The 20,950-nt window shown below is 72.5% G+C and carries 17 protein-coding genes; 13 read left to right on the top strand and 4 right to left on the bottom strand.

The annotated features are described in order from the left end of the window. Positions 1–223 precede the first annotated feature (223 nt). Positions 224–1,045: an enoyl-CoA hydratase/isomerase family protein gene (locus ABD140_RS24975; protein WP_344243402.1), complete on the bottom strand. Its 822-nt coding sequence runs from the start codon at positions 1,043–1,045 to the stop codon at positions 224–226. Positions 1,046–1,159: 114 nt separating this feature from the next. Between ABD140_RS24975 and ABD140_RS24970 the strand changes: the two genes are divergently transcribed. Next, positions 1,160–1,573 (top strand): SRPBCC family protein, encoded by a 414-nt coding sequence (locus ABD140_RS24970; protein ID WP_344243401.1) that lies wholly within the window; start codon positions 1,160–1,162, stop codon positions 1,571–1,573. 33 nt (positions 1,574–1,606) lie between these two features. Here ABD140_RS24970 and ABD140_RS24965 read toward each other — a convergent pair whose 3' ends face one another. Then, positions 1,607–3,094, bottom strand: coding sequence for an MFS transporter (locus ABD140_RS24965; RefSeq protein ID WP_344243400.1), 1,488 nt, complete (start codon positions 3,092–3,094; stop codon positions 1,607–1,609). Between the two features lie 89 nt (positions 3,095–3,183). Further along, on the bottom strand, positions 3,184–4,707 hold the full coding sequence (locus tag ABD140_RS24960) for a class I adenylate-forming enzyme family protein (RefSeq protein WP_344243399.1): 1,524 nt from the start codon (positions 4,705–4,707) through the stop codon (positions 3,184–3,186). 87 nt (positions 4,708–4,794) lie between these two features. Between ABD140_RS24960 and ABD140_RS24955 the strand changes: the two genes are divergently transcribed. The 7 genes from ABD140_RS24955 to ABD140_RS24925 all read left to right on the top strand — a co-directional run bounded on the left by ABD140_RS24955 (position 4,795) and on the right by ABD140_RS24925 (position 13,455). Then, a complete protein-coding gene (locus ABD140_RS24955; RefSeq protein ID WP_344243398.1) occupies positions 4,795–5,958 on the top strand; it encodes a CaiB/BaiF CoA transferase family protein in 1,164 nt (387 codons plus the stop codon). Positions 5,959–5,994: 36 nt separating this feature from the next. Further along, the gene (locus tag ABD140_RS24950) at positions 5,995–7,173 is read left to right on the top strand and encodes an acyl-CoA dehydrogenase family protein (protein WP_344243397.1); all 1,179 of its coding nucleotides are present in this window, start codon (positions 5,995–5,997) and stop codon (positions 7,171–7,173) included. 9 nt (positions 7,174–7,182) lie between these two features. Next, positions 7,183–8,079, top strand: a complete 897-nt coding sequence (locus ABD140_RS24945; protein ID WP_344243396.1) for an HpcH/HpaI aldolase/citrate lyase family protein — start codon at positions 7,183–7,185, stop codon at positions 8,077–8,079. Further along, positions 8,076–9,341, top strand: coding sequence for an acetyl-CoA hydrolase/transferase family protein (locus tag ABD140_RS24940; protein WP_344243395.1), 1,266 nt, complete (start codon positions 8,076–8,078; stop codon positions 9,339–9,341). The genes ABD140_RS24945 and ABD140_RS24940 overlap by 4 nt, the downstream gene beginning before the upstream one ends. 184 nt (positions 9,342–9,525) lie before the next feature. Continuing rightward, the gene (gene acuI, locus ABD140_RS24935) at positions 9,526–10,509 is read left to right on the top strand and encodes an acrylyl-CoA reductase (NADPH) (RefSeq protein WP_344243393.1); all 984 of its coding nucleotides are present in this window, start codon (positions 9,526–9,528) and stop codon (positions 10,507–10,509) included. 13 nt (positions 10,510–10,522) lie between these two features. Beyond that, positions 10,523–11,713: a MaoC family dehydratase gene (locus tag ABD140_RS24930; protein ID WP_344243392.1), complete on the top strand. Its 1,191-nt coding sequence runs from the start codon at positions 10,523–10,525 to the stop codon at positions 11,711–11,713. Positions 11,714–11,754: 41 nt separating this feature from the next. Further along, positions 11,755–13,455, top strand: coding sequence for a class I adenylate-forming enzyme family protein (locus tag ABD140_RS24925; protein ID WP_344243391.1), 1,701 nt, complete (start codon positions 11,755–11,757; stop codon positions 13,453–13,455). A 25-nt stretch (positions 13,456–13,480) separates the two neighbouring features. On the opposite strand, the gene ABD140_RS24920 is transcribed toward ABD140_RS24925, so the two are convergent. Beyond that, a complete protein-coding gene (locus ABD140_RS24920; protein WP_344243390.1) occupies positions 13,481–14,137 on the bottom strand; it encodes a Clp protease N-terminal domain-containing protein in 657 nt (218 codons plus the stop codon). 205 nt (positions 14,138–14,342) lie between these two features. Here ABD140_RS24920 and ABD140_RS24915 point away from each other — a divergent pair, with 205 nt between their 5' ends. The 5 genes from ABD140_RS24915 to ABD140_RS24895 are packed head-to-tail and all read left to right on the top strand — an operon-like array spanning position 14,343 to position 20,948. Then, complete coding sequence (locus ABD140_RS24915; RefSeq protein ID WP_344243389.1) at positions 14,343–15,950, top strand: SMP-30/gluconolactonase/LRE family protein; 1,608 nt, start codon at positions 14,343–14,345, stop codon at positions 15,948–15,950. Positions 15,951–15,958: 8 nt separating this feature from the next. Beyond that, on the top strand, positions 15,959–16,807 hold the full coding sequence (locus ABD140_RS24910) for an SDR family NAD(P)-dependent oxidoreductase (RefSeq protein ID WP_344243388.1): 849 nt from the start codon (positions 15,959–15,961) through the stop codon (positions 16,805–16,807). Between the two features lie 16 nt (positions 16,808–16,823). Continuing rightward, positions 16,824–18,191: an aromatic ring-hydroxylating oxygenase subunit alpha gene (locus ABD140_RS24905; protein ID WP_344243387.1), complete on the top strand. Its 1,368-nt coding sequence runs from the start codon at positions 16,824–16,826 to the stop codon at positions 18,189–18,191. A gap of 14 nt (positions 18,192–18,205) precedes the next feature. Further along, a complete protein-coding gene (locus ABD140_RS24900; RefSeq protein ID WP_344243386.1) occupies positions 18,206–20,041 on the top strand; it encodes a flavin-containing monooxygenase in 1,836 nt (611 codons plus the stop codon). Further along, the gene (locus ABD140_RS24895) at positions 20,034–20,948 is read left to right on the top strand and encodes an SDR family NAD(P)-dependent oxidoreductase (RefSeq protein ID WP_344243385.1); all 915 of its coding nucleotides are present in this window, start codon (positions 20,034–20,036) and stop codon (positions 20,946–20,948) included. Before ABD140_RS24900 ends, ABD140_RS24895 begins: the two co-directional genes overlap by 8 nt. Positions 20,949–20,950 lie beyond the last annotated feature (2 nt).

The raw sequence follows: 20,950 nt of genomic DNA, 5'->3' as shown, positions 1-20,950 counted from the left end.
GGGGAGGCCCCGGGAGTGAGCGGAAGTCCCCCACCCTCCGGGGGTGACCGGTTCGTTCCCGGCGCTGTTCAGCCGACGCCGCGGCGATCGTGTGGCCGCGGGGGCCGGAAGGAGGGGCCTGCGGGACACCATCGTCCCGCAGGATCACGTAAGCAGCTCTCTGCGGTGTTTCCTGCCTTTCATGCGCCTTTATGGCGCTCAGGAGGGTGGTTCTGACGGGGGTTCACAGGTCCAGGGGATGCTCCCGGTTCACCGACTCGAAGTCCGGGCGGCGCTTCTCGCGGTGGGAGGCCAGGCCTTCGGCCACCTCGTGGCCGCCGAAGCCGAGGAACTCCAGGCCCAGGGAGGTCTCGAAGATGGGGGAGGCGACGCGGTACCAGTGGTTGAGGGAGCGCTTGGTCCAGCTGATGGCGGCGGCGGGGCCCGCGGCCAGGGACGTGGCGACGCGCAGCGCCTCCTCCTGGACCCCGTCGTCCTCGACGCACTTGGAGACCAGGCCGATGCGCTCGGCCTCCTCGCCGGTGAGGGTCTCGCAGGTCAGCAGGTAGTACTTGGCCTTGGCCATGCCGCACAGGAGGGGCCAGCAGAGGGCGGCGTGGTCTCCGGCCGCGACGCCGAGCCGGGTGTGACCGTCGACGATCTTCGCGGAGCGGGCGGCGATCGAGATGTCGGCGAGCATGCCGATGACGAGACCCGCGCCGACCGCCGGACCGTGCAGGGCGGAGACGACGGGCTTGGCGCAGTTGATGACGCCGTAGACCATGTCGCGGGCCTCGCGCATCACCCTGGCGCGCGTCGCGTAGTCCTCCGCCAGCCGTTCGATGAGGTCGAAGGTGCCTCCGGCGGAGAACGCCTTGCCCGCCCCGCGCACCAGTACGGCCCGGGTCTCCTCGTCTCGGTCGATCACCGGCCAGATGTCGGCCAGTTCGCGGTGCGCCTTCGGGTCGACCGCGTTGAGGTTGGGGGCGTCGAAGGTGAGGCGCAGCACGCCGGCGGCGGGCCGGTCGAACTTCAGGGAGGTGAACACCGCGTAGGGATCGGTCACGGGAAATCCTGTCTCACGACGAACAGGGACGGAAGAGATCTTTGCTCACCGCCGTCCGGGACGGGTTCCCGGGGTGGGCGTCGAAGGCGCCGGGGCGATGTCTACGCTGGAGGGGTGGACCAGGTCGAGGTGCGGAGCTCCGCGTCGGCGGAACGGGTCTTCGCCATGCTCACGGACTGGCCGCGGCACCACGAGTGGATGCCCTTCACCCGCGCCGAGGGCGGCACGGGTGTCGGCGCGACGGTCCGGGGCCGGACGGGCCTGGGGCCGGTCGGCTTCGTCGACACGATGGCGATCACCGAGTGGGAGCCGGGCCGCCGTGTGGCCGTGAGGCACACCGGGAGGCTCGTGCGCGGCGAGGGCTGGTTCACCACCGCGCCGCTGCCCGGCGGCGGTTGCACGATCGGGTGGGCCGAGCGGCTGGACCCGCCCCCGCTGGGACCGCTGTGGCCGCTGGCGGCGCCCGCCTTCCGGGTCTTCATGCGGGTGGGGCTGCGCCGCCTGGCCGAGCTGGCCGAGCGGGGATGACCCGGTGGCCGCCGCGGGCGGCGGCCGCCGGATTCAGTGCTGTGCGGAGGCCAGGTCCAGTCTGGCGGGGGTGAGGCGCCAGATGGCGGCGGCCGCCGCGAGGATGATGATCCCGCCGTAGAGGCTCGTCAGCTGCAGGGAGCCGGTGAAGGCGGCCTCGGCCTGGGCCGCCAGCGCGGGGGAGCCGGTCTCGTGGGCGACGGCCAGCGCGCCGCCGAGAGACTCGCGGACCGGGGCGGCGGCGTCCTCGGGCAGGTGGGAGCGGTAGAAGGCCGAGGCCAGGCTGCCCAGGACCGCGACGCCCAGGGTGGCGCCCAGCTCGTAGGAGGTCTCCTCGATGGCGGCGGCGCTGCCCGCCTTCTCCACGGGGGTGCCGGACATGATCACGGCGGAGGCGACGGCGAGCGAGCCCAGGCCCGCGCCGATGAGGAGGAGGGCGAAGGCGACCCACGGGTAGGTCAGGGGAACGGTCCACAGCGCCAGGAAGCCGAGGCCGCTGACGGCGAGGCCGCCCGCCAGCACCGTGCGCGCGCCGATCCGCGCCGCGATGGCGGGCGCCAGCGGGGAGACCACCCCGGCGGCGAGCGCCATGGGGAGCAGCGCCAGTCCCGTCTGGAGGGGGGAGTAGTCGTGGACCAGCTGCATCCACTGGACGAGGATCAGCAGCACGCCCGCCAGCCCGATCGAGCTGGTGAGCGCGGTCAGGGTGCCGGAGGTGAAGGCGCCGTTGCCGAAGAGCCGGATCTCCAGCAGCGGGTCGGGCCGGGTCAGGCACCGCCGGACGAACCAGGTCAGGGCCGCGGCGGCCAGCAGCGCCGCGGCGACGCCCGCGGCGGTCCAGCCGTCGGAGGCCAGGTGCTTGATGGCGTAGACGAGGGCGACCATGCCGGCGATCGACAGCGCCGTGCCCCAGGCGTCCCACCGGCCGGGTTCGGGGTTGCGGGACTCGGGCAGCAGGATCAGCCCGGCGGCGATGGCGACGACCATCACGGGCACGTTGACCAGGAAGGCCGCGTGCCAGCTGAAGTTCTCCAGCAGCAGCCCGCCGGCGATCGGGCCGAGCGCGGCGCCCGCCGAGGCCATGGTCGCCCAGATCCCCAGCGCGGTGGCCCGCTCGCCCGGGTCGGTGAACATGCTGCGGATCATCGACAGCGTCGAGGGCATGATCATCGCGCCGCCGATGCCGAGCAGCGCCCGCACCGCGATGACCTCGGCCGGGCCGTCGGCCCACAGCACCGCCACCGAGGCCAGCCCGAAGACGGCGAAGCCGGCCAGGAGCATGCGCTTGCGGCCCCAGCGGTCGCCCAGCGCGCCGGCGGTCACCAGCAGGCCCGCGACGACCAGGGAGTAGACGTCGACGATCCACAGCAGCTGCACCGCGTCCGGCCGCAGGTCGGCCGAGATCTCCGGCAGCGCCACGTTGAGGATGGTCATGTCCATGGCGACGAGCAGCAGGCTGGCGGACAGGACCGCCAGTGCCGCCCAGCGCCGGGGATGCGGCTCGGTCGGCCGAGGGTTCATTGAAGCAATCCCGTCTGGTTTGAGAGCTTATTGTCTCAGTTGGGACAGGATATCGCCGTCCGGACGGGTGCCCGCCGGGGCGGGACCGCTCAGGACGGGGCGGCCAGACCGGGCAGCAGGGTGCGCTGCACCTTGCCCATCGCGTTGCGCGGCAGGGCGTCGACCTGGGACCAGATCTCGGGGACCTTGTACGGCGAGAGCTCGCGACGGCAGTGCGCGGCGAGCGCCCCCGCGTCGAGCGGCGGACCGGCGCTCTGCACCAGGGCGGCCACCCGCTGCCCGAGGCGGTCGTCGGGGACGCCGCACACCGCGGCGGCGGCGACGTCCGGGTGCGTCGAGAGCACCCGTTCGACCTCCAGCGGGTAGACGTTCGCGCCGCCGCGGACGATGACCAGCTTCTTGCGGTCCAGCACCGTCAGCCATCCGTCGCCGTCGACGGTGCCGACGTCGCCGGTGGGGACCGGGCCGGGCTCCGCCGGTCTGACGCGGCCCTGCTCCCAGTACCCGAGCAGCGGCCGCCACGCTCCCGCCCACGGCCCCGAGGCGGCTCCGCCCAACCGCAGCTCACCGAGCTCACCGGCGGGAAGGCGGCGGTTCTCGTCGTCGTAGGCCGCGACTTCGTAGTGAGGCAGCACCAGCCCGCTGGCGCGCGGGCGCCACGCGGTCCCCGGCGGGTCGATCGACACGACGGTCGGCGCCTCGGTCAGGCCGTAGGTGGTCCGGGGGACCAGGCCGTGCGCGTCGGCGAACTCCCGGCGCAGTGCGTCGGTGGTGTCGCCTCCGCCGCTCCAGACCTCCCGGAGCGAGCGGAGGTCGAGTTCCGGGCGCCTGGCGAGGTCGTAGAGCTGGGCGGGGGCGCCGTTCCACACGGTGACGCGCCGGGTGGAGATCCAGTCGGCGACGCCCCCGGCGTCCCGCCGGTCCATCACGACGGAGCATCCGCCGGTCTGGGCGGTGAGCAGGGTGGACAGGACCATGAGGTTGAGGATCGTCAGCGGGAAGCTGTCGCCTTTGCGCAGCTCCGGCCCCCAGCCCCGGGTGGCGGCGAGGACCGCGCCCGGCAGGAGCAGGTTGCGCTGGCTGTGCACGACGGCCTTCGGGCGCCCCGACGTCCCGCTGGTGAACGCGATCCCGGCCGGGGCGGCGGGGTCGGCGTCGATCCGCGGCGCCGTCTCGCCGCGGGCCATGAGCTCCGCCCAGCGGTCGGGGCCGACGCGGCCGGGCACGTCCAGCAGGCAGCGCGGTCCGGCCAGCACGACGGCCGGCTCGCACAGGTCGTGCAGCCCCTGCTGCTCGCCGGCCGGGAGCGCCTCGCCGACGCCCGCCCAGACGGCGCCGATCCGCTGCGTCCCGTGGAAGGCGGCGACGATGTCCAGGTCGTTGGGCAGGCAGGCCGCGACGCGGTCGCCGGGCCGGACGCCGAGCGACCACAGGGCGCCGGGCGCCCGCCGCGCCCGGTCGTCCAGCTCGGCGTACGACCAGGCACCCGAGGCCGCCTCGACCGCCGCGGCGTGCGGTCGCGACGCGAGCGCGGCGTCCAGCACCCGGGCGACGGTGCGGGGGAAGGACGCCGCGCGTCGGGGGGTTTCATCCTCTCCCTCTACGGAAACCACATTCTCAATATCGCTCATGACGTCTTGCTATCACCATCCTTATAAGTATTCAATGTATGCCGATGGACATCCGGTAGGGAGGCGGTCATGCCAGGCGGACACGCACACCACACCCCCGCGGGCCCGCTGTCCGGCGTGCGCGTCCTGGACCTGACGACGATGGTCATGGGCCCCTACAGCACGCAGATCATGGCCGACATGGGGGCGGACGTGATCAAGGTCGAGTCCCCGGCGGGCGACAACACGCGCTACATCTCGGTGGGACCGGAGCCCGGGATGGGCGGGGTCTTCGTCAACGTGAACCGCGGCAAGCGCAGCGTGGTGCTCGACCTGCGCTCGGCCGGGGGCGCCGCGGTCCTGCGGGAGCTCGTCGTGCGCAGCGACGTGTTCATCCACTCGATGCGCGCCAAGGCGATCGCCCGGCTCGGGTTCGACTACGCGGCGGTGGCCGCGCTCAACCCGTCGATCGTCTACACCAACTGCTACGGCTACGGGCGCCGCGGCCCGGACGCCGACCTCACCGCCTACGACGACACCATCCAGGCCGAGTGCGGGCTGCCGTCCGCCCAGGAGCGGCTGACCGGCGAGGTCGGCTACGTCGGCACGATCATGGCGGACAAGGTGGCCGGGATGACCGCCCTGTACGCGACGCTGCTGGCGCTGTTCCACCGCGAGCGGACCGGGGAGGGCCAGGAGGTCGAGGTCGCCATGTTCGAGACCATGGCCTCGTTCATGCTGGTCGAGCACGCCAACGGCGCGATGTTCAGCCCTCCGCTGGGCCCCGCGGCCTACCCGCGCGCGGTGACCCCCGACCGGCGGCCCTACCGCACCCGGGACGGCCACCTGTCGGTGCTGGTCTACAACGACAAGCAGTGGACGGCGTTCGTCGAAGCGGTGAAGCCGCCCTGGGCGGGCGAGCACTTCGCCACCCTCGAACGGCGGGCGCGCCGGATCGACGAGGTGTACGCGCTGCTGGGGGAGACCTTCCGGGAGCGCACGACACGGGAGTGGCTCGACCTGCTGCGCTCCCTCGACATCCCGGCGGCGCCGGTCCGCACGCTCGACGAGCTCTTCGACAACCCGCACCTGAACGAGGCCGGCTTCTTCGAGACGGTCGACACCCCCAACGGCCCGGTGCGCTTCCCCGGCATGCCCGCCTGGTTCTCGCGCACGCCCGGCCGGGTGGCCGGGCCCGCCCCCCGGCTCGGCGCCCACACGCAGCACGTCCTGGACGAGCTCGGCATCACCTGACGTCCGGGCCGTCCCCTGTCGCTTCTCGTGAAAAGGATGAGGTACGTGGATTTCTCCTTCACGGCGGACCAGCAGAGCGTCCGCGACGCGGTCCTCGACTACTGCACCTCCAGATTCCCCGACCGGTACTGGCTCGACCGCGACCGCGAGGGCGTCTTCCCGCACGACTTCCACAAGTCGATGGCCGAGGCCGGCTGGCTGGGCATCGCCATGCCCGAGGAGGTCGGCGGCTCGGGCCTCGGCATCACCGAGGCGGCGATCATGATGCAGGCCGTCGCCGAGTCGGGCGGCGGGATGACGGCGGCCTCCAGCATCCACGGGCCGGTGTTCAGCATGCAGCCGGTCGCCCTCTTCGGCACCGAGGAGCAGCAGCAGCGCATGATCCCGCCCGTGCTCGGCGGCGACGACCTCATCTGCTTCGCGGTGACCGAGCCCGACGCGGGCCTGGACACCACGAGGCTGCGGACCCGCGCGGAGCGGCGCGAGGGAGGCTACCTGGTCAACGGGGAGAAGATCTGGATCTCCGTCGCCCAGGAGGCGCGCAAGATGATGCTGCTCGCCCGCACCACGCCCCTGGAGGAGGTGGAGCGCAAGACCGAGGGGCTGTCGCTGTTCTTCACCGACCTGGACCGCGACAAGGTCGAGATCCGCAGGATCCCGAAGATGGGGCGGCACGCCGTCGACTCCAACCTGCTGTTCTTCTCCGACCTGTGGATCCCCGAGGAGGACCGCATCGGGGCCGAAGGCGAGGGCTTCCGGATGATCCTGCACGGCCTCAACCCCGAGCGCATCCTGCTCGCCGCCGAGGCGGTCGGGCTCGGCCGCGCCGCCCTCCGGCACGCCTCCCGCTACGCCAGGGAGCGCGTGGTCTTCGACCGCCCCATCGGCCAGAACCAGGGCATCCAGCACCCGCTGGCCAAGTGCTGGGCCCAGCTGGAGGCCGCGAACCTCATGGTCATGAAGGCGGCCACGCTGTTCGACGACGGCGTGGAGTGCGGCGTCGAGGCCAACGCCGGCAAGTACCTGGCAGCCGAGGCGGGCTTCGAGGCGTGCCACACCGCGATGCTGACCCTGGGCGGCATGGGCTACGCGCAGGAGTACCACGTCGAGCGCTACCTGCGCGAGATCCTCATCCCGCGCACCGCCCCCGTGAGCCCGCACATGATCCTGAACTTCCTGGCGGAGAAGGTGCTCGACCTTCCCAAGTCCTACTGAGGCCGCGGGATGACGAACGAAGACGGAGAGGCCTTCGGCGCGCGCTCCTGGCTGTTCGCCCCGGGCGACAGCGAGCGGAAGACGGAGAAGGCGGCCGCCGGTCCGGCGGACGTGGTCGTCCTCGATCTGGAGGACGCGGTGGCCGAGGAGGGCAAGCCCGGCGCCAGGTCGACGGTCGCGGCCTTCCTGGCGGAGCGGCCCCTCGCGGAGCGGGACCGGCTGTGGGTGCGGATCAACCCCCTGGACGGCCCCCACGCGCTGGCCGACCTGGCGGCGGTGGTCCCCGCGCGGCCGGGCGGCGTCATGCTCCCCAAGGCGCGCGGCCGCGGCGACGTGGAGGTCCTGGACCACTACCTCTCGGCCCTGGAGGTCGCCGCGGGCGCCGAGCGGGGATCGACGAAGGTCATCGTCCTGGTGACCGAGACGGCCGAGGGCATGTTCACCACCGGCACGTACAAGGGCGCGCCGCGGATGGTCGCGATGACCTGGGGCGCGGAGGACCTCGCCGATGCGGTGGGAGCCAGCGAGAACCGCGACGCCGACGGCGGTTACGGCTTCACTTACGAGCTGGCCCGCAGCCTGTGCCTGCTGGGCGCTTCGGCCGCCGGAGTCGCGGCCGTCGAGACCATCCACGGCGACTTCAAGGACACGGAGGGGCTGCGCAGGCGGGCCGAGAAGGTGCGCCGCGACGGCTACCGCGGCATGCTGGCCATCCACCCGGCCCAGGTCGAGGTGATCAACGAGGCCTTCACGCCCACGGAGGCGGAGCTGGCCGCCGCCCAGGAGATCGTCGACCTGTTCGCCGCCCACCCGGGGGCCGGGACCATCGGCCACAACGGCGCCATGCTCGACCGCCCCCATCTCGCGCGCGCCCGCGCGCTGCTGGCCTCGGGAGGCCGCGCGTGAGGGTCGCGGCGGCCGACCTCGACCTCGGCCGCTTCCTGCGCCACGGCGACGCCGTCGTCATCGGCCAGGCCTGCGGCGAGCCGACCACGCTGGTCGAGGCGCTGATCGAGCAGGGAGCCGCGATCGGCGGGCTCTCGGCGTTCATCGCGACGAGCTTCTCCGGCCTGTTCACCCCCGGCACGGCGGACGCCTTCGCGCTGTCCAGCATGGGGGCGATCGGCGCCCTGCGCGCGATGGCCCGGGAGCACCGGCTCGGCGTGATCCCCTGCCACGTCAGCCAGGTCGGCCCGATGATCGAGGCCGGGACCATCCGGTGCGACGCCGCCTTCGTCCAGGTCAGCCCGGCCGACGCGAACGGCGACCACAGCCTCGGCCTCATCAGCGACTACGTGAAGGCCGCCGTCTCCCGCGCGCGCGTCGTCATCGCGGAGGTCAACGAACAGGTCCCCTTCACCCGCGGGGAGCTGCTGCCCGCCGCCGCGATCGACTGCGCCGTGCACGTCTCGCGCCCGCCGGTCGAGGTGCCGCCGGCGAGGATCACCGCGACCGACGAGGCCATCGCGCGGCACGCCGCCGCCTACATCGAGGACGGCTCGGTCCTGCAGACGGGCGTCGGCGCCGTGCCGGACGCCGTCCTGCGGCTGCTGCACGACCGCAGGGACCTCGGCGTGCACTCCGGAATGCTGGGCGACGGCCTGGTGGAGCTGGTCGAGGCGGGCGTCGTCACCAACGCGCGCAAGCCCATCGACCGCGGGGTGTCCGTCAACGGGGCGCTCATCGGCACCCGGCGCCTGTACGCGTTTGCCGACCGCAATCCGGCGATCCGCATGTGCGCGACCTCCTACACCCACGACCCGGGCGTGCTCGCGCGGCTGGAGCGGCTGGTGACGGTCAACTCGGCGATGGAGGTCGACCTGACCGGCCAGGTGAACGCCGAGCAGAGCGGCGCGGCCTACCTCGGCGGCACCGGCGGCCAGGTGGACTTCGTCCGCGCCGGCGCGCGCTCGCCGGGCGGCCGCGCCGTCATCGCCCTGCCCGCCACCGCCAAGGGCGGCACGGTCAGCCGGATCACCGCCGGCCTGTCGGGACCGGTCACCACCGCGCGCAGCGAGGTGGACGTGGTCGTCACCGAGTTCGGCGCGGCGGAGCTGAAGGGCAGGACCCTGGCCGAGCGCGCCCGCCGCCTGGCCGCCATCGCCCACCCGGACTTCCGGGAGGACCTCGCGCGCCGGGCGCACGCCATCGGCCGGCGCGGGTTCTGAGGGGCCGCCGAATTCACCTTTCGATCATGAAATGAGAAAGCCGCGGCGAGGCAGCCGTTAATGGCCGCGCCATGGATCGGCGGAAGGTTGACGCCGGACGTGCGTCATGTAAGGATGCGAATCCCGTGAGAATGTCATTCTCAATTCTAAAGAATCTTCTTACTGATAGGGGTGCGAACACTTCATGTTCTCCGCGATCCTCCTGGAGAAAGACGAGTCCGGCCAGCGGGTGGAAATTGCCGAACTGGCCGAGGAGCGGCTCCCCGACGGGGACGTCACCGTCGAGGTGGAGTACTCCACGCTGAACTACAAGGACGCCCTGGCCATCACCGGCTCCTCGCCCGTGGTCCGCGGGTTCCCGATGGTGCCCGGCATCGACCTCGCGGGCGTCGTCACCGGGAGCACGCACGCGGACTGGGAGAAGGGCGACCGCGTGGTGCTCAACGGCTGGGGCGTGGGGGAGTCCCACTGGGGCGGCCTGGCCCAGCGCGCCCGCCTCAAGGGCGACTGGCTGGTGCCGCTCCCGTCCGGCTTCACCAGCTGTGAGGCGATGGCCATCGGCACCGCCGGCTACACCGCGAGCCTGTGCGTGGACGCCCTGTTGGCCCACGGCACGCGCCCGGAGCAGGGCGAGGTCCTGGTGACCGGCGCGACCGGCGGGGTCGGCAGCGTCGCGATCGCGCTCCTGGCCGAGGCCGGGTTCCAGGTGGCCGCCGTCACCGGCAAGCCCGCCGAGGAGGGCTACCTCCGCTCGCTCGGCGCCGCGACGGTGCTGGACCGCGCCGGGTTCGCCGAGCGGGGCAGGCCGCTGCAGAAGGAGCGCTGGGCCGCGGTCGTGGACACCGCGGGCAGCCACACGCTGGCCAACGCCTGCGCCCAGACGCGCTACGGCGGCGCGGTCGCCGCGTGCGGCCTGGCCCAGGGCATGGACCTCCCCGCCAGCGTCGCCCCCTTCATCCTGCGGGGCGTGTCCCTGCTGGGGATCGACAGCGTGATGGCGCCCAAGGCGCGGCGCCTGGCCGCCTGGAAGCGGCTCTCCCGCGACCTGGACGTGCGGGTGCTCGACTCGATCGCCCGGGAGGTCGCGCTGGGCGAGGCGATCGCCGCCGCGGACGAGCTCATGGCGGGCACCGTACGGGGCCGCATCGTTGTCGACGTCAACCGATAGCCAGGGAGTGCGCATGAGCGAGAAGGACACCGGGAGCCTCGGCCTCGACCTCTCCGACGTCGACCACCGGGTCGGCAAGCCGGTCGGCGGCGGGCAGCTGTGGGACCCGTGCAGCTCGTCCGACATCCGCCGCTGGGCGATGGCGATGGACTACCCCAACCCGCTGCACTGGGACGAGGAGTTCGCCCGCGAGTCGAAGTTCGGCGGCATCGTCGCGCCGCAGTCCATCGCGGTGGGCCTGGACTACGGGCACGGCGCGCAGCCCGCCTGCGTGGGCCGCATCCCCGGCAGCCACCTGATCTTCGGCGGCGAGGAGTGGTGGTTCTACGGCGCCCGCGTGCGGCCCGGCGACAGGCTGCTCCAGGAGCGGCGCTTCCACGACTACAAGGTGGCGGAGACGAAGTTCGCCGGCCCCACCATGTTCTCCCGCGGCGACACCGTCCACACCAAGCAGGACGGCACCCCGGTGGCGCGCGAGCGCTCGACCGCGATCCGCTACCTGTACGCCGAGGCCAAGAAGCGCGGCATGTACGAGAACCGGCTCGGCGAGATCAAGCGCTGGTCCGAGGCCGAGCTCGCCGAGGTCTCCAGGATCCGCCACGACTGGCTCCTGTCGAACCGGCTGGGCGTCTCGCCGCGCTTCGACGAGGTGAAGGTCGGCGACACGCTGCCGCGCCGGGTCATCGGCCCGCACAGCATCGCCAGCTTCACCACCGAGTACCGCGCCTTCCTCTTCAACATCTGGGGCACCTTCCACTGGACCGCGCCCCCCGGGATCGCCGACCCCTGGATCAACCAGGACCCCGGCTGGGGTCCGGGCTTCGGCTTCGACGAGGAGGGCGCCAGGATCGACCCGCGCCTGCGCGACGGGCTGTACGTGGGGCCCTCGCGCGGCCACATCGACCAGGAGCGGGCCGGCGAGGTCGGCATGGCGCGCGCCTACGGCTACGGCGCCACGATGGGCGCCTGGTGCACCGACTACCTCGCCCACTGGGCGGGCCACGACGGCATGGTGCGCCACTCCAAGGCGGACTTCCGGCTCCCGGCCTTCGAGGGCGACGTCACCTACTTCGACGCCGAGGTCGTCGGCAAGGAGGCGTCGTCGGCGTGGGGGGTGCCGCTCGTCCAGGTGAGGCTGCGGCTCACCGACCAGAACTTCGGGGTGCTGGTGGACTGCACCGCCGAGGTCGAACTTCCCTTCTGATGCGTCCGGACACCCCAGATACCCCAGAAGACAGGTGAGTCATGAGCGCTGAAACCGCCTCGAAAACCGTACTTTCCCTGGTGTCCGGACCGCCGCTCGACGCCGAGCCCGGCCTCGGGGCGCTCACGCTGCCCGGTTTCCTGCGCGAGGTGACGGCCGAGTACGGCGGGCGCGAGGCGGTCGTGCTCCGCTCCCCGGAGGGCGACACCCGCTGGACGTACGCCGAGCTGTGGGAGCGCGCGACCGAGGTGGCCCGCGCGCTGCGGGCCTGCGGCCTGGACAAGGGCGGCCGCGTGGGCGTCCTGATGACCAACCGCCCCGAATGGCTCGCCGCGGTATTCGGCACCTCGCTGGCCGGGGGCGTGGCCGTCGCGCTCAGCACGTTCTCGACCGCGTCCGAGCTCGACGACCTGCTCCGCATCTCCGGCGTCTCGGCGCTCCTGTTCGAGCGCGAGGTGCCGAAGACCGACTTCGCCGACGTGCTGACCGGGCTGGAGCCGCAGATCGCCGAGGCCGCGCCCGGCGCGCTGCGGTCGGCGCGGTACCCGTTCCTGCGCCACCTCGCGGCGGTCGGCGACGCGCCGTCCGCCGCGGGGATCGAGGGCTGGGCGGACTTCCTGGCCCGCGGCGGACGGGTGCCGCGCGAGCTGGTCGAGGCGACGGCCGAGGCGGTGCGCCCCAGCGACCCGGCCGTGCTCTTCTTCTCGTCGGGCTCGACCAGCAGACCCAAGGGGATCATCAGCGCGCACCGCGGCGTGGCCGTCCAGATGTGGCGGTTCCGGCGCATGTTCGGGTTCGGCCCTGAAGACGGCGTGCGCTGCTGGACCGCCAACGGCTTCTTCTGGTCGGGCAACTTCGCCCAGGCGCTCGGCTCGACCCTGGCCGCCGGGGGCGCCCTCGTGCTGCAGCGCGTCTTCGCCGCGGGGGAGGCGCTGGAGCTCATGGAGGCCGAGCGGGTGAACTTCCCGGTCGCCTGGCCGCACCAGTCGGCGCAGCTGGAGTCCGCGCCCGGCTGGGCGGACGTGGACCTGGGCGCCCTGCGGTTCGTGGACACGGCCGGCCCGCTGGCGCGCCACGCCACGGTGCGCACCGACTGGACCGAGCCGGGACGCGCCTACGGCAACACCGAGACCTTCACGATCACGACGTGCTTCCCGGCGTGCACCCCGCCCGAGGTGCACGCGGGCAGCAGCGGCGAGCCGCTGCCCGGTGTGACCGTCAAGATCGTGGACACGCTCACCGGCGCGGTCGTCCCGCGCGGCGAGCACGGCGAGATCTGCGTCAAGGGCCCCACGCTCATGCTGGGCTACGCCGGCACGCCGCTCGACGAGACGCTCGACGCCGACGGGTTCTTCGCCACCGGCGACGGCGGCCGCCTCGACGCCGCCGGCCGGCTCTTCTGGGAGGGCAGGCTCACCGACATCATCAAGACCGGCGGCGCGAACGTCTCGCCGCTGGAGGTGGACGAGGCGCTGGCGGCGCATCCCGGCGTCAAGGTCGCCAAGACCGTCGGCGTGCCGCACGAGACGCTCGGCGAGGCGGTCGTGGCCTGCGTGGTCGCGCACGGCGGCGCGCGCCCGGACGCCGAGGAGCTGCGGGCGTTCGCCCGCGAGCGCCTGGCGAGCTACAAGGTGCCGCGCCACGTGCTGTTCTTCGCCGAGGACGACCTCGCGCTGACCGGCAGCGCGAAGATCAAGTCCGGTGACCTGCGGGAGCTGGCGGCCCGGCGGCTGGCCCCCTGACCGGGGCGCCGCGGGCCGGGGCGCCCTAGGCCGCCCCGGTCAGGACGTCGGCGGCGGTGCCCCGGCCGAGCGAGGCCAGGCCCAGGAGGAGGTGCCTGCAGCAGATCGGGCTCTCCTCCCGGGCCGCCAGCTCGTGGGCGGCGGTCAGGGCCTTGCGGGTGTAGGGGGTCCAGGCGATGCGCTCCACGGCCTGGGACGCGCCCATGACCAGGGAGCCCTGCGCCCTGCTCCGCAGGGAGTCCGCCGGGATCCCGAGCGCCACCAGGTGGCGGACGGCGCTGTTGTCCTCGGTGAGCAGCCCGTAGAGCACGTGCTCGGTGCCGATGAAGTTGTTGCGGTGCGCCAGCGCCGCCTGCCTCATGTGGGTCACCGCCGCGCAGACCTCCTCGGCGAACTCGTCGGGTCCGTACCTGCCGCGGGGCGTGATGTAGCGCTGCTGGGCGGCCTGGCGGGTGATGCCCAGCGCCTCCCCGACCTGCGCCCACGAGCAGCCCTGGAGGCGGCTGTGCTCGACGTAGCCGTCGACGAGGTCGTCGGCCAGCCCGCGCAGCCGCTCGGCCAGGGACACCGCGGCGCGCAGCGCGGCGATGCGCTCCCCCCGGTCCGGCGCGGCCGCCCCGCCGGCCCCGCCGCGCGCGCGTTCGACTTCGGCGATGAGCGCGTCAAGATCAGGAATGGCCATGCGTCGATTCTCTGTCCCCTTCGTGGAACTGTCAACGGGCGCTGGACAGATGAAAATTGTCAATCGCACCTGACAAATATGCGCCCGGCGATGCGGGTATTGACATCGAATGGTGTGAGTAGAATCATTATTCTTGTATTTGGAGAGCGCTATTCTCATTAGTGGCATTCCATCCCGTGACGATTTCTGCTGGGAGCCCGCCATCATGTTCACGCACGGGTCGCGCCATGTCGGCGCCGCATCCACGACCCTGGCCCGGGGGTGGAGCCTGGAGAGGCTGACCCCGCCGAGCCGGCTCTTCGGCGCCAACGGCCTGCGCACCGGCCCGGACGGCCGCGTCTACGTGGCGCAGGTGGCCGGCAGCCAGATCAGCGCGCTCGACGTCGACACCGGCGCGCTGGAGACCGTCAGCGCCCAGGGCGCCGCCATCGTGGCCCCCGACGACCTGGCCTTCGACGCCCGCGGCGACCTCTACGCCACGGAGTACTACGACGGGCGGGTGAGCGTGCGCGGGGCCGACGGCACCACGCGGGTGCTGCGCGACGACCTGCCGGGCGCGAACGGCATCACCTTCCACCAGGGCCGCCTCTTCATCGACGAGTGCCGCATCGGCGGCCGCCTCCTGGAGCTCGACCCGGGCGGCGGCGCGCCCCGGGTCCTGGTGGAGAACCTGCCGATGCCCAACGCCCTGGAGGCCGGGCCGGACGGCAAGCTGTACTACCCGGTGCTGGGCACCAACGACATCTGGCGGATCGACCCCGACGGCGGCGAGCCCGAGCGGGTGGCGGGCGACCTGGGCGTCCCGGACGCGGTGAAGTTCGACGCCGAGGGCCACATCATCTCCACCCAGGTGGCCACCGGGGAGGTGCTGCGGATCGACCCCCGCAGCGGCGACCGCACCGTCCTCGCCACTCTCGCCCCCGGCCTGGACAACCTGACGTTCGTGGGCGACCGCCTGTTCGTCTCCGGCTTCACCGGCACGGTCACCGAGATCCTCGGTGGCGGCCGCACCCGCGAGGTGCTGCCGAGCGGGCTGACCTGGCCGCTGGACCTCACCACCGGAGCCGACGGCACCCTCTACGTCTCCGACGGCACCTACTTCTACTCCCACACGCCCGGGGCCGGCCTCCAGGTGCTGGGGATGCTCTTCAGTCCCGGTTGGCCCGGCTACATCCGCGGGGTGGCCGCCGCGGGCGACGGCGAGTTCGTCGTCGCCACCTCCAACGGCCAGATCGCGCGGTGGCGGCCCGCGAGCGGCGAGCACGAGGTGCTGGCCGGGGAGACCGAGCCGCTCGACCAGCTCTACGGCGTGGCGATCGCGCCCGGCGGCGGCGTGGTGGCGGCCGAGCTCGGCACCGGCCGGGTGCTGGCGGTGGAGGGAGGCACGGGCACGGCGCTGGCCTCCGGCCTGGACCGGCCGATGGGCGTGGCGTTCACCGCGGACGGCGCCTGCCTGGTGTCGGAGTCCGGCGCGGGACGCGTCGTCTCGGTCGGCGGCTCCGGCGTGGACACCGTGGTGGACGGCCTGGAGGCGCCGCAGGGCATCCTCGTCCGCGGCGGGCGGCTCCTGATCGTGGACGCCGGCGCGAAATCCCTCGTCGAGGTCGACCTCGCCACCAAGGCCCGTACCGTCATCGCCCGCGACCTCCCGGTGGGCGCCCCGCCCGGCGTGGACCTCAAGCCCCTCAAGGGGCTGCCTCCCTTCACCGGGCCGCAGGGCCTCTTCGCGGGCATCACCGCCGGAGCCGACGGCACGGTCTATGTCTCCGGCGACGCCGAAGGCAGCGTCCTGGCGTTCCGGAAGGCGGGGTGAGCCGCGCCATGAGCCAGCACCTCCTCGGCCTGGACGGACGCGTCGTCATCGTCTCCGGCGCGGGCGGCGGCGGCATCGGCACCACGGTGACCGAGACGGTCGCTCGCGCCGGGGCCACCGTGATCGCGGTGAGCCGCTCCCGGGAGAACCTCGACACCCACGTCGGGCCCTTGGTGAAGGAGGGCCTGCCGGTCGTGCCCGTCGCCGCCGACGCCGCCACCGACGAGGGCATCGCGACGGTGATGGAGCGCGCAGTCGCCGCCGACGGCGAGCTGTACGGGCTCGTCAACGTCGCCGGGGGAGCCGCGCCCTCGGACTGGCGGCCTTCGACCCGGGTGACCCGCGAGTCCTGGCGCGCGCTGTTCACCCAGAACCTGGAGACGATGTTCTTCATGAGCCAGGCGGTCGCCGCCGAGCTGAAGACGCGGGGCCGTCCGGGTTCGATCGTCTCGATCTCCTCCATCAGCGGCATGAACACCGCGCCCTTCCACATCGGCTACGGCACGGCCAAGGCGGCGCTGGTGGCCGCGACCCGCACCATGGCCGTCGAGCTGGCCCAGGACGAGATCCGGGTGAACGCCGTCGCGCCCGGCGTGACCGCCACCCCCGCCTCGCGCACCTACGTCGAGGAGGACCCCGAGCGGGACCGCCGCGCCATCGCCATGGGCCGCCGCGGCCGCCCGGAGGAGCAGGCGGGGGCCATCCTCTTCCTGCTGTCGGACCTGTCGTCCTACATCACGGGTCAGACCCTCCTGGTGGACGGCGGCCTCAACCTCAAGTGGACGTGGCTGGCCGCCGACAACACCTCGCTCTTCCTCAAGGACGAGTCGTTCCGCGCCGAGATCACACGCTTCTGACCCTCTGGAGGCATCCATGAGCGAAACCACCGAGACACCCGCCGCGGCCGAGGAGCTGTCGCAGCCGCTCACGATCGGCGTGGAGGCGTACATCTCCGAGGAGTACGCCCGCGCCGAGCGGGACAGGCTGTGGCGCAAGGTGTGGCAGCAGGTCGGCCGGGTCGAGGAGATCCCCGAGGTCGGCGACTTCCTCACCTACGAGATCCTCGACGACTCCCTCATCATCGTGCGCACCGCGCCGGAGGAGATCCGCGCGTACTACAACGTCTGCTCGCACCGGGGCCGTCGGCTCGTCGACACCCCGCCGGGCGCGCGGGACGGCCGGGGCAGCGGCCGGCAGTTCGTCTGCGGCTTCCACGGCTGGCGCTACAACCTCGAAGGCCAGTGCACCCACGTGCCCGAGCGCGAGGACTGGCAGGGCCGCCTGGGCGACGAGAAGATCCGGCTCGGCGCGGTCAAGACCGACACCTGGGGCGGCTGGATCTGGATCAACATGGACCCGGACTGCGAGCCCCTCCTGGACCACCTGGGCCCCGCGGCCGTCCTGCTCGCCCCCTTCCAGCTGGAGAGATTCCGCTACCGGTGGCGCCGCTGGCTGGTCTTCGACTGCAACTGGAAGGTCGCCCTGGAGGCCTTCAACGAGACCTACCACGTGCCCTACACCCACCCGGAGTTCATCCCCTTCGGCGCGTTCCTCGGCTGGTCCCGGGCCCAGGGCAGGCACAGCAACATCGGCTACGACGCGCCCAAGGGCCAGGAGGGCGACCAGGGCAAGCTGCGGATCGGCGGCGGCACCGACGCCCGCGTCTCGACCGCCGAGATGCAGAACTTCATCTGGGAGAACGCCAACACCAACACCACCGAGACGCTGGTGGAGGTCGCCAACCGGCTGGTCGCCGAACTGCCGGAGGGCACGCCTCCCACCGAGGTGGCGAGGTACTGGCTGGAGACGGCGCGGCGCGAGGACGCCGAGCGCGGGGTGGTCTGGCCGACCATCGACCCGCAGGCCGTCGCCGCGAGCGGCACCGCCTGGCAGGTCTTCCCCAACTTCCAGATCGGGCACGGCCAGAACAACATGCTGTGCTACAGCGCCCGCCCCCACGGCTACGACCCCGACAAGTGCGTCTTCGAGGTCGCCGTCTACCAGCTCTACCCGCCGGGCGAGGCGCCCCGGACCGAGTGGCTCCACACCCCGCCGGACGACCCCGACTGGCGCACCGTCCTGCCGCAGGACTTCTCCAACATGGCCGCGGTCCAGCAGGGCATGAAAACGCGCGGTTTCACCGGCACCAAGCCCAACCCCTACCGCGAGCGCGCCGTGGCCAACCTGCACCGCAACCTGGCCGAGTACATGGGCACGGGCGAACCACGCGACCTGGCCTGAGAGGACCTCCCCCCATGCAGCACTGCGAACCCACGCGGACACCCGAGGTCGACGCCGCCGCCCTCAGGGAGAAGTACCTGGCCGAACGCGACAAGCGCCTCCGCCCCGAGGGCCAGAAGCAGTACCTGGCCACCGAGGAGGGCTTCGAGGACTTCTACGAGGCCGACCCGCACACGCCGGTCGAGCCGCGGGAGCCGGTCGTGGAGGACACCGACGTGGTCGTCCTCGGCGGCGGCTTCGCCGGGCTGATCGCCGGGGCGCGGCTCACGCAGGCGGGCGTCACCGGCTTCCGGATCCTGGAGCTGGCCGGCGACTTCGGCGGCGTCTGGTACTGGAACCGCTACCCCGGCATCCGCGTCGACTCCGACAGCTACTGCTACCTCCCGCTGCTGGAGGAGACCGGCTACATGCCCAAGGAGAAGTACTCCCACGGGCAGGAGGTCTACGAGTACTGCCAGATCATGGGCAGGCACTTCGGCCTCTACGACAAGGCGCTGTTCCACACCCTCATCCGCTCGGCGGAGTGGGACGAGGAGATCGGCCGCTGGCGGATCGGCACGAACCGGGGCGACGAGATCCGCGCCCGCTTCGTCGTGATGTGCCAGGGCCCGTTCAACAAGCCCAAGCTCCCCGGCATCCCCGGCATCAAGGAGTACCGGGGGCACACCATGCACACCGCGCGGTGGGACTACTCCTACACCGGCGGCGGCGTCACCGGCGGCCTGGACGGGCTCGCCGGCAAGAAGGTCGCCGTCATCGGCACCGGAGCCAGCGGCGCCCAGGTGATCCCGCACATCGCCCGCTCCGCCGAGCACCTCTACGTGTTCCAGAGGACGCCGTCCTATGTGGACGCGCGCGGCAACACGCCGACCGACGCCGAGTGGGTGAAGACCCTCCGACCCGGCTGGCAGGCCGAGCGGCAGCGCAACTTCCACACCGCGGCGTTCGAGGCGTTCGCCCCGGGCCAGCCGGACCTCGTCTGCGACATCTGGACCGAGGTGAGCCGCAACCTCGCCGCCCACCTGGACGAGACGAACGGCTGGGCCGCGCTGGCGGACCCGGCGAAGTTCATGGAGCTGCGCGAGCTCATGGACTACCGGGCGATGCAGCGCCAGCGCGACCGCATCGGCGAGATCGTCGAGGACCCGGAGACGGCCGAGAAGCTCAAGCCGTACTACCGCTTCCTGTGCAAGCGGCCGCTGGCCAGCGACGACTACCTGGAGACCTACAACCGCCCGAACGTCACGCTCGTGGACGTGTCGGAGACCAAGGGCGTCGAGCGCATCACCGAGAAGGGGGTCATCGTCGGGGGCGAGGAGGTCGAGGTCGACTGCATCGTCTTCGCCAGCGGCTTCGAGATCACCACCGACCTCGACCGGCGGCTCGGCATCCGGCCTTTCACCGGCCGCGACGGCCTCTCGCTCTACGACCACTGGCGCAGGAAGCCGCGCACCCTGCACGGTCTGATGACCGACGGCTTCCCGAACCTGATCTTCACCGGGTTCGTCCAGGGCGGCGTTTCGGCGAGCACGACGCTGATGTTCGAGCAGCAGGCCGACCATTTCTCCTACCTCGTCAAGGAGGCGCTGGACCGCGGCACGACGGTCGTGGAGCCCACGGCCGAAGCCGTGGACGGCTGGTGCCGGACCGTCGTGGAGACCGCGGTCGACAACACGAACTTCCAGCGCGAGTGCACGCCCGGGTACTACAACAACGAGGGCGAGCAGGAGATCCGGTCGCACCTGGGCGAGCCGTACTGGCCCGGTTTCTACGCGATGGGGGACCTGCTCCAGGCCTGGCGCGAGGCGGGCGACCTGGAAGGCCTCGTCCTGGACGGGTCCGATGGCTGAGCTGCGCTTCGACGACCGCGTCGCCGTCATCACCGGCGCGGGCCGCGGCCTCGGCCGCGCCTACGCCCTGCTGCTCGCCTCCCGGGGCGCCAAGGTGGTCGTCAACGACCCCGGCGGCAGCCTGACCGGAGAAGGCGACGACCCCGGACCCGCCGAGGAGGTGGTCCGGGAGATCACCAAGGCGGGCGGCGAGGCCGTCGCCTGCACCGCGTCCGTGGCCACCGCCGAGGGCGGCAAGGCGATCATCGACACGGCGGTCGAGCAGTACGGCCGGATCGACGTCCTCGTCCACAACGCCGGGATCGTGCGGTCGGCTCCGCTGACGGAGATGACGTACGAGGACTTCGACGCCGTCCTGGACGTGCATTTGCGCGGGGCCTTCCACGTCGTGCGGCCCGCGTTCCCCCTGATGAAGGCGGCGGGCTACGGCCGCATCGTGCTCACCTCGTCGATCGGCGGCCTGTACGGCAACCACAACGTCGCCAACTACGGCGTGTCCAAGGCGGGCATGATCGGCCTGTCCAACGTCGTCGCGCTCGAGGGCGCCGGCGCGGACGTCAGGTGCAACATCATCGTCCCCGGCGCCGTGACGCGGATGGCCGAGGGCATCGACACCTCCGCCTACCCGCCCATGGGAGCGGAGCTGGTGGCGCCGGTCGCGGGCTGGCTCGCGCACGAGTCCTGCTCGATCACCGGGGAGATGCTCGTGTCGATCGCGGGCCGCGTCGCCCGCGCCTTCGTCGCCGAGACGCCGGGCGTGCACCGGCCGTCGTGGACGGTCGAGGAGGTCGGCGAGCACCTCGGCGCCATCCGCGACACCGGCGACCCCTGGATCCTGCCGGTCGTGCCCTCGGCCCACGTCGACCACATCCGCAACAGCTTCGCCATGGCCATGAAAGGGCAGTGAGC

This window comes from Actinocorallia libanotica, assembly GCF_039525175.1.
GTDB lineage: Bacteria > Actinomycetota > Actinomycetes > Streptosporangiales > Streptosporangiaceae > Actinocorallia > Actinocorallia libanotica.
The sequence above is the reverse complement of the archived record's forward strand: the minus strand, read 5'-3'. Positions and strand labels throughout refer to the sequence as shown.

Excerpts from the sequence above, each read along its gene's own strand:
- ABD140_RS24905 (WP_344243387.1), top strand. The coding sequence starts at position 16,824 with ATGAGCGAAACCACCGAGACACCCGCCGCGGCCGAGGAGCTGTCGCAG.
- ABD140_RS24920 (WP_344243390.1), bottom strand. The coding sequence starts at position 14,137 with ATGGCCATTCCTGATCTTGACGCGCTCATCGCCGAAGTCGAACGCGCG.
- ABD140_RS24925 (WP_344243391.1), top strand. The coding sequence starts at position 11,755 with ATGAGCGCTGAAACCGCCTCGAAAACCGTACTTTCCCTGGTGTCCGGA.
- ABD140_RS24950 (WP_344243397.1), top strand. The coding sequence starts at position 5,995 with ATGAGGTACGTGGATTTCTCCTTCACGGCGGACCAGCAGAGCGTCCGC.
- ABD140_RS24930 (WP_344243392.1), top strand. The coding sequence starts at position 10,523 with ATGAGCGAGAAGGACACCGGGAGCCTCGGCCTCGACCTCTCCGACGTC.
- ABD140_RS24915 (WP_344243389.1), top strand. The coding sequence starts at position 14,343 with ATGTTCACGCACGGGTCGCGCCATGTCGGCGCCGCATCCACGACCCTG.
- acuI (WP_344243393.1), top strand. The coding sequence starts at position 9,526 with ATGTTCTCCGCGATCCTCCTGGAGAAAGACGAGTCCGGCCAGCGGGTG.
- ABD140_RS24900 (WP_344243386.1), top strand. The coding sequence starts at position 18,206 with ATGCAGCACTGCGAACCCACGCGGACACCCGAGGTCGACGCCGCCGCC.
- ABD140_RS24895 (WP_344243385.1), top strand. The coding sequence starts at position 20,034 with ATGGCTGAGCTGCGCTTCGACGACCGCGTCGCCGTCATCACCGGCGCG.
- ABD140_RS24955 (WP_344243398.1), top strand. The coding sequence starts at position 4,795 with ATGCCAGGCGGACACGCACACCACACCCCCGCGGGCCCGCTGTCCGGC.
- ABD140_RS24945 (WP_344243396.1), top strand. The coding sequence starts at position 7,183 with ATGACGAACGAAGACGGAGAGGCCTTCGGCGCGCGCTCCTGGCTGTTC.
- ABD140_RS24910 (WP_344243388.1), top strand. The coding sequence starts at position 15,959 with ATGAGCCAGCACCTCCTCGGCCTGGACGGACGCGTCGTCATCGTCTCC.
- ABD140_RS24965 (WP_344243400.1), bottom strand. The coding sequence starts at position 3,094 with ATGAACCCTCGGCCGACCGAGCCGCATCCCCGGCGCTGGGCGGCACTG.